The 12,019-nt window shown below is 61.5% G+C and carries 15 protein-coding genes; 4 read left to right on the plus strand and 11 right to left on the minus strand.

What is annotated here, in order from left to right:
• Positions 1-123: 123 nt before the first annotated feature.
• Positions 124-543 (minus strand): tetratricopeptide repeat protein, encoded by a 420-nt coding sequence (locus tag I8746_RS19050; protein WP_088513577.1) that lies wholly within the window; start codon positions 541-543, stop codon positions 124-126.
• Between the two features lie 950 nt (positions 544-1,493).
• Between I8746_RS19050 and I8746_RS19055 the strand changes: the two genes are divergently transcribed.
• From I8746_RS19055 to I8746_RS19065, 3 genes are all read left to right on the plus strand, one after another.
• Positions 1,494-1,718: a hypothetical protein gene (locus I8746_RS19055; protein WP_010952743.1), complete on the plus strand. Its 225-nt coding sequence runs from the start codon at positions 1,494-1,496 to the stop codon at positions 1,716-1,718.
• A gap of 249 nt (positions 1,719-1,967) precedes the next feature.
• Positions 1,968-2,450, plus strand: a complete 483-nt coding sequence (locus I8746_RS19060) for a hypothetical protein (protein WP_221100942.1) — start codon at positions 1,968-1,970, stop codon at positions 2,448-2,450.
• Positions 2,451-2,596: 146 nt separating this feature from the next.
• Positions 2,597-3,877, plus strand: a complete 1,281-nt coding sequence (locus I8746_RS19065) for an OmpP1/FadL family transporter (RefSeq protein ID WP_012053441.1) — start codon at positions 2,597-2,599, stop codon at positions 3,875-3,877.
• A gap of 41 nt (positions 3,878-3,918) precedes the next feature.
• Here I8746_RS19065 and I8746_RS19070 read toward each other — a convergent pair whose 3' ends face one another.
• Complete coding sequence (locus I8746_RS19070) at positions 3,919-4,848, minus strand: LysR family transcriptional regulator (protein ID WP_088513576.1); 930 nt, start codon at positions 4,846-4,848, stop codon at positions 3,919-3,921.
• A 114-nt stretch (positions 4,849-4,962) separates the two neighbouring features.
• On the opposite strand from I8746_RS19070, the gene I8746_RS19075 reads away from it, so the two are divergent.
• Positions 4,963-5,223, plus strand: coding sequence for a DUF2798 domain-containing protein (locus I8746_RS19075; protein WP_012053443.1), 261 nt, complete (start codon positions 4,963-4,965; stop codon positions 5,221-5,223).
• Between the two features lie 144 nt (positions 5,224-5,367).
• On the opposite strand, the gene I8746_RS19080 is transcribed toward I8746_RS19075, so the two are convergent.
• The 9 genes from I8746_RS19080 to cobU all read right to left on the minus strand — a co-directional run bounded on the left by I8746_RS19080 (position 5,368) and on the right by cobU (position 12,019).
• Positions 5,368-5,919: a glutathione peroxidase gene (locus I8746_RS19080; protein ID WP_003252479.1), complete on the minus strand. Its 552-nt coding sequence runs from the start codon at positions 5,917-5,919 to the stop codon at positions 5,368-5,370.
• A 46-nt stretch (positions 5,920-5,965) separates the two neighbouring features.
• Complete coding sequence (locus tag I8746_RS27255; RefSeq protein WP_003252477.1) at positions 5,966-6,088, minus strand: hypothetical protein; 123 nt, start codon at positions 6,086-6,088, stop codon at positions 5,966-5,968.
• Positions 6,085-7,287, minus strand: coding sequence for an MFS transporter (locus I8746_RS19085; RefSeq protein WP_017147897.1), 1,203 nt, complete (start codon positions 7,285-7,287; stop codon positions 6,085-6,087). The genes I8746_RS27255 and I8746_RS19085 overlap by 4 nt, the downstream gene beginning before the upstream one ends.
• 63 nt (positions 7,288-7,350) lie before the next feature.
• Positions 7,351-7,755, minus strand: a complete 405-nt coding sequence (locus I8746_RS19090; RefSeq protein ID WP_014754241.1) for a MarR family winged helix-turn-helix transcriptional regulator — start codon at positions 7,753-7,755, stop codon at positions 7,351-7,353.
• A 62-nt stretch (positions 7,756-7,817) separates the two neighbouring features.
• Entirely contained in the window at positions 7,818-8,933 is a 1,116-nt protein-coding gene (locus I8746_RS19095; RefSeq protein ID WP_014754242.1) for a glycoside hydrolase family 5 protein, read from the minus strand.
• A gap of 225 nt (positions 8,934-9,158) precedes the next feature.
• The gene (locus tag I8746_RS19100; protein ID WP_221100943.1) at positions 9,159-9,881 is read right to left on the minus strand and encodes an adenosylcobinamide-GDP ribazoletransferase; all 723 of its coding nucleotides are present in this window, start codon (positions 9,879-9,881) and stop codon (positions 9,159-9,161) included.
• 1 nt (position 9,882) lies between these two features.
• Complete coding sequence (locus I8746_RS19105) at positions 9,883-10,449, minus strand: histidine phosphatase family protein (RefSeq protein ID WP_161774430.1); 567 nt, start codon at positions 10,447-10,449, stop codon at positions 9,883-9,885.
• The gene (gene cobT, locus I8746_RS19110; protein ID WP_221100944.1) at positions 10,446-11,501 is read right to left on the minus strand and encodes a nicotinate-nucleotide--dimethylbenzimidazole phosphoribosyltransferase; all 1,056 of its coding nucleotides are present in this window, start codon (positions 11,499-11,501) and stop codon (positions 10,446-10,448) included. Before cobT ends, I8746_RS19105 begins: the two co-directional genes overlap by 4 nt.
• Positions 11,498-12,019, minus strand: a complete 522-nt coding sequence (gene cobU / locus I8746_RS19115; RefSeq protein WP_003252463.1) for a bifunctional adenosylcobinamide kinase/adenosylcobinamide-phosphate guanylyltransferase — start codon at positions 12,017-12,019, stop codon at positions 11,498-11,500. The genes cobT and cobU overlap by 4 nt, the downstream gene beginning before the upstream one ends.

Here is a 12,019-nt window from a genome sequence, read left to right on the forward strand (position 1 = left end):
CCAATTTCCACCCGCCGTTCACCGTTGCCGCCGCTACCGTATTCGCGGGTAAACCCGCTCCTACCACGGCGGTGGACACACATCGGTGATTGCTCGCGAAAGGGCCCGTGCAGGCAAAAAAGCTCAGACAGAAAACCACTGTCGCAACAAGCGCCGCGCTTCCTGCGACCCCTGCCCTGCCGCAAGCTCAAGCCAATAGCGCGCCTGCTCCGGCTCGTTGTGCTGACACAGCCGAGCGTACTCCAGCTGCGCCCGCCGATCCCCTGCGCGGGCAGCCTGACGCAGCAGCTCATGGCCTATACGCCGGTCACGGGCGTTGCCACAATCGCGGCACAGCATCTGCCCCAGGCGGCTCTGCGCCACAACCACACCTTGGCGCGCCGGCTGCTTCAACAAGCGCCCGGCCAGGTGCTTGACCTGAGGGTTGTCGCCCAGACGCGGGCTGTCGAGCAACCACAGGGCCACTTTCAGGGAAAAGCGTTTGGCAGGAGGTGCAGATGTCGATGCAGCGGGGCTGGAAAGGTGTTTACCGCGAAACTTCATGAGCAACAGGTTTGGTAACTCGAAAGGCGCGCCACTCTACTCTTTTTTTTTCGCCCTGGCCTGTCGATTTCTGAAGGATTGAAAAAAAATTCAATGATCTTTTCTTGACGTTTTCAGGTGGATGACCAACCGGTCTGTTGGAGCATGGCGATTGTCGGACAGTCCATCCCATTGCTGGCACGCCCGTGCTAGAGCAAGCGCTCGGGACAATCCACAGTTCCTGTGGATAACTCGGTGGACAACCCCCTCTCATACCCCTCAAACCCCCGTGAATTGGGGGCTTTGGTCAAACTGACGATTTTTTCACCAGCTAAAAATAGTGTTTTTTTTCATTGACTTAACCACGCAGTCAAGGCATTGGCGAGGCTGCTGGGTGGTGTTGCCAAGCCGTTACAAGCGCTGCCCCGAATGTGAACAAGTGCACCATAAACCTCCATTTGGGTGCACGAAAAGGGCACATCGGACGGCATTTGGGCCATTTGCCCCCTCTTCCCAGCAGCGAAAATTCGCGCCATACTGCGCGGCTCACCTGAACAAACGTAGTGCTTGCCAAACATCTTCGCTTCCGGTAAGGTGCCCCTCGTTAGTACCAAGCTGAAAGTCAATTCTGGCCGCAAGCGTCCTTGCAGGCTCGCTCCCCCCAAGAGCGTCCCTGCTGAAACAAGGACCGGCCCATTCAATGATTCCCTCGCCAGCCTTACGCTGCGCAAGCACGAATCACATGACAGATTGATCAGGATCCCACCTCGACGGCCTAGAACCTTGGCCCCGGCGTGCTGCCTGCCTTCCGAAGTACCTACCAGTCAGCCCAAGCGCCTACATTTGATTGCGCCCCCTCTGGCTGCCCTGTTCCAGTCAGGTTCGTTCGTCCCTTAATAAAGGCGTCACTGGAACGTTTCTATCATGCACGGATCATATCCCCCGTGTTTAAAGCAGGAACCTCCAACAATATGCAAACTCATCATCAGATTCAGGCTGCCATTGGCACCCTCTCCCAGGCCTTCTCGCCGTTGAAGTGCCTTATCGTTGCCCCACGCAAGGGCAGCTTCAGCTTTACCTTGGTAGACGAACACGGCGTTGCCTGCCACACCGAACGCCTGTACCACGAGCAGTACAGCCGCCATGAACCGCTGCAGGCGGTGATCGCCCGGACGCGTCAGTCGCTCACCGCGTGACCGGCGAATACCGCGGTATTCAAGCGCTGAATCATCCAATCGCAAGACTGCCTGAACGCCTTTGGCGTAATTGCCTTAGGGCATATAGCCCGGAGCATCAGGCAGTAATCGATTTAAAAACAGCTCTTTACACCACGATTATCACACTACACTTCAACTCGAGCGGTGCTTTCCGCTCCCGGCGGGCCTGATCATTCACCAGCTGCCAAGCTCCAGCGCCCGTCCGGCCCTTACCTGCTCGAGGGCATCATGGGTATTGCGGCGAATGAATTGTGTCAGTATGTGATCCGACCCACCCTGGTCTACCTGAACCGTCACTGCGCCAGCGCCGAAGCCTTGCTACTGGGTATCGCCGCCAGCCAGTCAGCACTCGGCTCAGCCCTGCACGACCGACGCGGGCACGGCCTCTACCGCATCGGCGAACATCGTCACCAGGCGCTCTGGGACGAATACCTGGCCCGTGACCCCGACCTCGCCAGCCTGGTCCGCGGCCTGGCCAGCCAGCATGCCTTCCTGGGTGGCCCGCACCTGGAGCTCACCGTCAACCTGCGCTATTCCACTGCCATTGCCTGGATGCTCATCGAAGAGCAGGCCACCCCATTGCCTGCGGCGGACGATCGGCTGGCACTGGCGCGTATCTGGCGACAGATTTTCAACCCCCAGGGTCGTCTGCGCGACTTCACCCATGCCTGGCATGCCTGCATAGATCAGAAATTGCCACAGGCATCTTGAGACGCGTCCTACAAGTAAACCGGAAAAAATGGAATTTTGGTCGGATTGTCCTACAAAACTGCGCTAACTCCTGCGATTGAGCCTATAGCGCAGCGCGTGATTTGTTGGTAGCTTTTCGCCCCGGAGACCCAAGGAGTTTTCTAATAATGAAAAAAGTAATGCTCAAAACCTCCCTCGGCGTAGCCGTTGCGCTTGCTTCCAGCCAACTGCTCGCCGCCGGGTTCGCGCTGAACGAACAAAGTATCAGCGGTATGGGAACCGGTTTTGCGGGGCGCTCGTCCTCTGCCGACGATGCCAGCACTGTGTATGGCAACCCAGCCGGCATGTCCCGCCTCAAGCGCGAACAATTCACCGTGGGCGGCGCTGCCGTCATCGCCAAGACCGACATATCGGGCCCAGGCAGCAACTTCGGGGGGGAAACCGATGGTGACATGGTGCCTCTCGTTGGCGTACCCATGGGCTATTACGTCAAGCCGATTGATGATCACTGGAGCGTTGGCTTCGGCGTTTACGTGCCATACGGCCTGATCACCGACTACGGTAGCGATGACGCTGCACGCTACTGGGGCAAGAAGAGCAAGGTCGAGGTTGTCACCTTCCAGCCAACCGTCAGCTACGCCTTCAACGACAAAGTGTCGATCGGTTTTGGCCCGACCATCAACCGTATCAAGGGTGAACTGGGTTCGAACCTGAGCAGCAAGGCCCTCCTGGGGCCCAATGGCCCTGATGGCGAGACCAAGATCAAGGGCGACGACACTGCAATCGGTTACAACATCGGCGTTCTGGTGCAAGCTACGGACCGTACCCGTCTGGGCCTGACCTATCACTCGATGGTCGACTACAAGCTTGAAGGCAATACCCGCGTTTCCTACCCGATTCCACAGCTTGGCCTGAACGGCAAGTTCGACGCCAGCCTGAAAATCAAGACACCAGAGTCAGTGGACTTCTCGGTCACTCATGAACTGGATGACCATTGGACACTGTATGCGGGTAGCACCTGGACGCGCTGGAGCCGCCTGGAAAGCATCGTCGTCGAGAACGAAGCACCGGCAGGCTACCCGTTGAAGACCATCACCGAAGAGCAGAACTGGCACGACACCTGGGCCCACGCCATTGGTGCGTCCTACAAGGTGAACAAGGAGTGGACCCTGCGCGCAGGCTTCTCCGTCGACCAGTCGCCCACCAACAACCATGATCGCTCGCCACGCATTCCGACTGGCGATCGTAAAGCGGTCAGCTTTGGTGCCGGCTGGAGCCCGAACGATGACATGACCATCGACGTTGCCTATTCGTATCTGTGGGAAGAGGATACCAAGGTCAACAACCTGCCAAGCTCGCAACAACAAGGGCTGTTGAAAGGCAGCTACCAGGCCAAGTACGAGAACAGCGCTCACGGTATCGGTGCATCCCTCACCTACCGCTTCTGATTCCTGTGCGTTACATGAAAACCGCCTTCGTGGCGGTTTTTTCATGCCTGCACTTTCCAGCTGTCGCCCAGGCATTCGCGCAGGTAGTCCATGAATGCGCGCACCTTGGTGGTCATGGCAAAGCGATCGGCCAGGCACAGGTAGATGTCCATGGGCTCGGTCTGGGCGTAAGCCTGGCTGCTGTCGCAGTATTCGAACAGCGGCACCAAGGCCCCCGAGGCCAGGTGCGGCCGCACGATGAACTCGGCCAGACGGGTGATGCCACCATCGTGCAAGGCCATCTGGGTCAGGGCATCGATATCGTCGCTGATCAATACAGTGCCGAATTCCGCTTCGAAGCGCAGGCCGTCCCGCATGAAGCCCCAGCGCAAGAAGCGGCCATCCACCGGATAGCGAAACACCAGGCAACGGTGCCCGCGCAAGGCCTCGGGCGTGGCAGGTACGCCAGCACTTTGCAGGTATCCGGGTGAGGCACAACAAATGAACGGGATGCGGGCGATGCGCCGGGCCAACAGCTGGTCTTCGAGCTGCGGGGCAATGCGCAGGCTCACGTCAACGTCTTCACGGGCATGGTTGACCCGACGATCAGTCGTTACCAACTCTATCGAAAGCAAAGGGTAGCGGGCACTGAAAGCAGGTATCAATGGCGCCAGCACATGGCGGCCGAAGGCAGAGGTCGAAGCAATGCACAGCCGCCCCTGAGGCTCGCTGTCGGGTGTTGTCACCGCCTGTTCGGCCAGGGCCAAATCACGCTCGATATGCTTTACACGCTCGTAATACTGGGCGCCAGAGGGCGTCAGGGCCATGCTGCGGGTGGTTCGACTGAGCAGGCGAACTTGCAGGTGGCTTTCCAGCCGCGCCAGGTTCTGGCTGACGGCTGCCGGACTAAGGCCGAGGATACGGGCACCAGCGGCGATGCTACCGGCTTCGACCACCTTGATGAAGCAGCGAATGGCGTTGAGCAGGTCCATGGGGAGCGCCTGGATTCGTAAGAATTTCTTTATAAAGAACTCAATGCCGCGGGTCTACAGCTGCAGGCGTGCAGGTTGCTAATCTGCGCTTCCACTCAGTTTTCAGGAGTTCGCATGAGCAACCTGCCCCGATCGCGCAGTCGACGTAAATTGCACCCGGTCGCTACCCCCTACGTTTTCGCGCTCTACATGTCGTCGATCATGGCACTGTTGATGTGCTTCGTGATCACGGCGGCCAATGCCGGGTTTACCCCGGAGTATCTGGGCAATGTGCTCAAGGCCTATCAGCTGGCGATGCCGGTGGCATTTGTCTGTGTGCTGGTGGTCCGGCCGGTGGTGGTGCGGTTGGTGGCGATTACCGTGCATGCACGGTGAAGCCACCCGCAGCCAGCCACTTCCTGTTTTTGATCTTGATCTTCGCGACTTCAGGAGGCCTGCGCTTGGCCTCCTCAAGTCGCAATCTGCGTCGCCTGAACTACCGCGCGCTTAGACGCAAAAGCCGCAGCAAGCACAGCCTGGTTACTGCTGTGAGGCGATGGCCTTTTCGATAGCGGCGCGGAACGCAGGATCATCCGGTTTGGTCAGGCTGGAGAAGTTACCGATCACCTTGCCCTTGCGATCGACAACATACTTGTAGAAATTCCACTTCGGCGCACTGCTCTGGCTGGCCAGCTCCGCAAACAGCGGTATCGCATCCTTGCCCCGCACCGCCTGCGTCTTGGTCATGGTGAAGGTGACACCGTAGTTGGCATAGCAAACCTTGGCAGTCTTCTCACTGTCGGCGTCTTCCTGCTTGAAGTCATTGGACGGCACGCCGAGCATTTCCAGGCCTTGCTCGTGATATTCCTTGTACGTCGCCTCAAGCCCCTCGAACTGCGGGGCAAAACCGCAATAACTGGCAGTATTCACCACCACGAGCGGCTTGCCGGCAAAGCGCTCGCAGAGGTCGACCTGCCCCTTACCGCGCAATTCCGGCAGGCTGCCCTGCAACAACGCCGGGCAATCTGCAGCCCAGCTTGATGTACTGGCAAGCAGGGCCAGCACCGGCACCGTCAACCAATGTGCACGCATGACTCGTCTCTCCTGCATCGCTACCTTTGAACTTGCAGGGTAGCGCCTAACAAACACCCATGCCCAGTTGCATCAACGCCATCCCTCCCTGATGCCAGCCCCACCACACCAGTGCCAGCACCAGCAACACGGCAATAGCCAACAGCCCGCGGACCAGGTAACGGTTCATGCAGCCTGTGCCTGCAGGCGTGAAACCGGGCGTTCGCGCACCGGCCAGTTAAGGGCAGCGGCCAACAAGCTGAGCAGGATGGAAATCTGCCAGACCAGGTCGTAGCTACCGGTGCGGTCATACACCACCCCACCCAGCCAGCCCCCCAGGAACGCACCCAACTGATGGAACAGGAACACGATACCGCCCAGCATGGACAGGTTGCGCACCCCAAACACCGTGGCCACGGTGCCATTGGTCAACGGAACCGTGGACAACCACAGCAGCCCCATGGCAATGCCGAACAGGTAAGCACTGAACTCGCTCACCGGCGCCCACAGGAACAGCACGATCACCACCGCACGCAGCAGGTACAACCCGGTCAGCAGGCGCGGCTTGGACATGCGCCCGCCCAACCAGCCAGCAGTGAAGGTACCGACGATGTTGAACAGGCCGACCAGCGCCAGCACTGTCGTACCGGTGGCCGCAGCCAGGTGCTGGTCAACCAGGTAGGCCGGCAGGTGAACGCCAATGAATACGACCTGGAAGCCACAGACAAAAAAGCCCAGCGCCAGCAACCAGAAGCCTGAGTGCGTGCACGCCTCGCGCAGCGCCTGGCCCAGGGTCTGCTCGGCACCGTGACTGGGTAACGGGCGATCGCGCAGCAGGCCGACGAAAGGCACGATGAACGCCACCAAAAGGCCCAGTACCAGCAACGCTGCCGACCAGCCCAGCCACTGAATCAGGCCTTGGGTGCCCGGCAACATGGCGAACTGGCCGAATGACCCGGCGGCGCTGGCGATCCCCATGGCCATGCTGCGCTTTTCGGCCGGCACGGCACGCCCGACCACACCGAGAATGACCGAGAACGACGTGCCGGACAGGCCGATGCCGATCAGCAAGCCCGCACTCAGCGACAACGACCAGGGCGAATCAGCCAAGCCCATCAAGATCAAGCCGGCGGCATAGAGAATACCGCCGATGATGACCACCCGCGCCGCACCAAGCCGGTCGGCCAAGGCGCCAGCGAACGGCTGCGCCAGGCCCCAGATCAGGTTCTGCAGGGCAATGGCGAAGGCAAACACCCCACGCCCCCAGCCAAAATCAGCACTCATCGGTCCCAGAAACAGGCCAAAGCCGTGCCGTACGCCCAGAGACAGCGCCAGTATCAAGGCCGCCCCCACCAACACCCATCCGCTGGTTCGCCACACCGAAGTCATTGTCGTTATCTCCAGCACATCGCAAGGTTTTACGGGTATATACCCGCTTATAGTCGTTTCACTTCAGGCCAGTTGTTCCAGCAGTCGCACCAGTTCATCCCGCTGCCCCAACCCAAGCCGTTCAACCAGTTCTTTCTGGGCCTGCTCCCAGGCTGGGTGGGCAACGTGCAGCAGTTGCTTACCCGCCGCGGTCAACAGCACCACGCGGTTACGCTGGTCATCGCCCTCGCCCAGTGCTACCAGCCCATCCGCCTCCAGCACACGCAGGTTGCGGCCCAGGGTACTGCGCTCGAGCCCCATGGCTTCGGCCAGGGCTGTGATGCTGGGTCGGTCGAGCCGCTGCAGGTGCCGCAGCAGGGAAAACTGGGCGACATTGACCCCGAAGCCGGCTAGGGCTTCGTCGTAATGCCGGCTCACCCCGCGGGCGGCGCGACGCAGGTGGGTACAGATGCATTCACTGGTCAGCATGGATACGTGTATATACCCGCGTACTGAGTGTTGCAAGAAGTTTCACGAAAGAGTGAGAAGCGTCAGTCCGGGTTCAAGCGCCTGCGGATCGGCTCGAACTCAACCGTGGCCTTGCGCACCAAGGGGTCTGGCGCGCCCTGCTCGACCGCCTGCCAGTAGCGCCACGGCACCTTCGCCGTACCCAGTTCGTAGTCCATGCCATCCCAGTTGTCTTCACGGAAGCTATAGAACGCCCAGTGCAACCGGTTGCGATCAAGCACGACGAGTACATCTTCAAGGTACTGCCGACAACCCGGCAGCCTGCGCATGCAGCCAAACTCGCCCACCACCAGACGAGAAAGCGGCAGCCCCATGGCCTCGGCCCATGCCAGCGGCTGGCGCAAGTAGCCTTCAACTCGCCGCCCATCCCACAGCTGTGTCTGCCCGGCAAAAGATACGGGGCCTGGATAGGCGATGGGCTGTTTGCGCGCCATGTTCGGCGCACTGGTTGCGGCATAGGGCTCATACATGTGCACGCTATACAGCACTCGCGGGTCTTCCAGCGGCGCCGGCCAGTAGCCGAACGCGTCTGCGCCTGCATACCAGCCGGCATCGACCATGATCGGCGTATCAGCGTCTTCTTCGCGTATGGCCGCTATCAGTTGCCGGTACAGCAAGGGCAGATCGCGCGCACCGCCCTGTTCTTGCGCATACCACTGCTGCATCTGCCCGAGTTCGGCATGTTCAGCCAGGCCGCCCTGTTTCTCCGGTGCTGGCTCATTGATCAGGTTGTAGGCCGCGATGGCCGGATGACTTTTCAGTTCGCGCGCCATATCTCGCCAGAACGCCGCAGCCTGGGACCAGTAACGTTTGTCTTGCCACAGGCGATCATCGAACTGGCCCTGGTTGTTTTGCGACCAGCGCATACCCGGTAGCGAGAGTGGCGCGATGACCACCTTGAGCCCCGCCTGGTGCGCCCGGTCGAGGGTGGCACGCAGCACAGCCAGGTCGGCATCGGGCAGGCCTTCATAGGTATCGGCGCTGCCGAGGAGGAAATCACGTTTCACCGGTTGCCATTTGTCGTACGACAGCCGCACCCATGTGGCGCCGTACCCCCTCAGGGCATCGAAGTAGGCTTGATCGGGTGGCAGCCGGTTGAAGCTGTTGCCGCCGTGGCGTGGAGTGTCCCAGAACGCCATGAGGTCTGCAGCAGAGGCTGGGAGGGTGGACAGGACCAATAGACTGGCAAAGATCCAGTGACGCACGGGAAGCCTACCTGGTTGCTTGGGGAGGCTGAGGATACGCCGACAAGGAAGAGGCAGGCGCTTCCGGACCGTTTCTGGAAGTTACTGCCCCCTCCACACCTATGGCGTGCTGCGAAAGCACCGCAAAGCAGCCGCTAAAGGGCCGTCCAGATCAAGCGCTCAAAGCCCCAGCGCCAACCCGAGCACGACGGCCAGCTCCAGCAGCTCCAGCAACGCACCGGCGGTATCACCGGTGGTCCCGCCCAGGCGCCGGCACATCAGATGCCGCAACCAGGCAAACACCGCCAGCGCCAGCAGCACGCTCCATCCGCCCAAGAAGAGGCAGAACAGCAAGCAAGCCAGCAACACAAACCCCGCTGCGCGCCGGGGCAAATGTTCGGCCAACGCCTGGCCCAACCCGCCAGGTCGCACATAAGGTGTGCCAAGGAACAGGCCCAACATCGCCGCCCGCCCGATCAACGGCGCCAGCAGCAATTGCGCGCCGATGCCCTGCCCGACCAGCACCCACAATGCGCAAAACTTCAGCAACAACACCAAGACCAGGGTGACCACGGCAATCGGCCCGCTGCGCGGGTCTTTCATGATCCGCAAGGTGCGCTCACGGTCGCCGAAACCACCTAGCCAGGCGTCGGCACTGTCCGCCAGGCCATCCAGGTGCAAGGCACCACTGAGCAGTACCCACAGTGTCAGCAGCAAAGCCGCGTGCAGCGGCGACGGCGTGCCCTGAAGCAGATGACTGGCCAACCACAGCAGCAAGCCGAACAGCAACCCAACCAGCGGGTAGTACAGCAGCGAACGCCCTACGTCACGCGGTGCCGGCATGCCCGGCAGGCTCACCGGCAGGCTGCTGAGAAACTGCAGGGCAATCCAGAACGGCAACATCTCAGGGCACCTCGACCAGTTGCCCATCGCCACCTGGCACCAGCCGCATCAACGCGCCATGGCCAACCTCGACCTGCAGCAACTGCTCCCTGGGCAAGCCACGGGCACGGGCCAGTAACAGTCGCATGACGCCGCCATGAGTGACCAGCAGCACGCGCTTGCCGGCATGCTGAAGGCGCAAACGCTCGACAGCCGCCAGCACCCGTTCGGCAAACGCCTCGACCGGCTCGCCATTGGGCGGTGTGAAGGCGTAAGGGTCGGCCCAGAAACGGCCCAGTGCATCAGCCTGGTGCTCCATGATCTGCGCGGCACTTTGGCCCTCCCAATCACCGAAGTGCAGTTCCTGCAGGGCGGGCTCACGCTGCACAGGCAGGTTCAACTGCGCACCCAGCTCATCGGCAAAACGCCCACAACGTTGCAGCGGCGAGCTGACCAGCACCTGCCATGGGCCGCCGTCGGCCACCGCGCGGCGCATCTGTGCCCAGCCCTTGTCGGTCAAGGCATCATCAAGGCTGCCACGCAGGCCGCCCTGTTCCGTTTCACCATGGCGCAACAAGTCGAGGATCATGCCGGGCGGTCCGCCACCGCGGCCTCGGCAAAGGTCGCCATCTGCCCATGCAGCGCACAGGCCAGGCGCAACAGCGGCACCGCCAAGGCAGCGCCACTGCCCTCACCCAGGCGCAAGCCCAAGGCCAGCAGGGGCTCGGCCTGCAGTGCAGCAAGCAAGGTCTTGTGCCCGGGTTCAGCGCCCTGATGAGCGAACAACAGCCAGGCCCGACACTGCGGGTTGAGGCGCACTGCCACGAGCGCAGCGACACTGCAGATAAAGCCATCCACCAGCACCGCGACACCCGCCTGCGCACAACCTATGTAGGCACCGACCAACGCCGCGATCTCGAAACCGCCAACATAGCCCAGTACCTGCAACGGGTCTTCAGCACGCAGGCCATGCAGGCGCAGCGCCCTCTCGATGACTTCAGCCTTGTGCTGTACCCCGGCGTTGTCCAGACCGGTGCCAGGGCCGCTCAGCTCCGACGCCGGACACCCCAGCAGAACACTGGCCAAGGCTGCGGCGGCTGTGGTGTTACCAATGCCCATCTCGCCACCGATGAACAGCTGTGCGCCCTGTTCGGCGCCGCGCTGGGCACTGTCGCGACCGGCCTGCAAGGCCGCTTGCAGCTGGTTTTCGGTCATCGCGGGTTGACGGGCAAAGTTGGCAGTACCGGTGCCCAGCCGCAGATGGCGCACGCCGGGCAGTTCCAGCTGCGCGTCAATGGTGCCCAGGTCGACCACGTCCAGGCTGGCCTGCAGCTGCCGCGCCAGCACACTGATCGCCGCGCCCCCGCCGACGAAGTTACATAGCATCTGCCCGGTTACCGCCTGCGGATAGGCCGAGATGCCCTCTTCGACCACGCCGTGGTCGCCGGCAAAAATGGTAATGGCAACCTGATCCAGCGTGGGTCGTTCAAGCCCCTGAAGGCCAGCCAGCTGAATCGCCAGCGCTTCAAGTTGGCCGAGCGAGCCTGCAGGTTTGGTCAGTTGCTGCTGACGGGCGCGGGCCTGGTCCATGGCGGCGTTGTCGAGGGGTTGGCAGGCGTCACGCCACCAGGCTTGGGTCATAGTGCAGGTCCTTTGAGGATTAAGGGCAGGCCGGCCACGGTCAGCACGACACGCTGACAGCGTTCGGCCACCGCCTGGTGCAGCCAGCCGGCCAGGTCGACATAGCGCCGGGTCAGCTCGCCCATGGGCACGACGCCCAGGCCGGTTTCGTTACTGACCAGGATAAGGGTGCCAGGTAACTGTTCCAGGCACGCCAGCAGGGCATCACGCTCCTCGGCCAGGCGCTGGTCATCTTCCAGCATCAACAAATTGGTCAGCCACAGGGTCAGGCAATCCACCAGCAGGCAGCGCCCTTCGGCCGCTTCGGCGCGCAGTACCGCGGCCAGGGCCAAGGGCTCTTCGATCAACCCCCAGTCATCCGGCCGGCGCTGACGATGCAGCAACACGCGTTCGTTCATTTCGCCATCCAGCGGCTGGCTGGTGGCGATGTAGGTCACCGGCAAGCCGCTGGCACTGGCCAGTTGTTCGGCCAGGCGGCTTTTGCCAGACCGGGCGCCACCGAGAATCAGGTTACGCAT

The sequence above is a fragment of the Pseudomonas sp. USTB-Z genome, from assembly GCF_019691255.1.
GTDB classification, from domain to species: domain Bacteria; phylum Pseudomonadota; class Gammaproteobacteria; order Pseudomonadales; family Pseudomonadaceae; genus Aquipseudomonas; species Aquipseudomonas alloputida.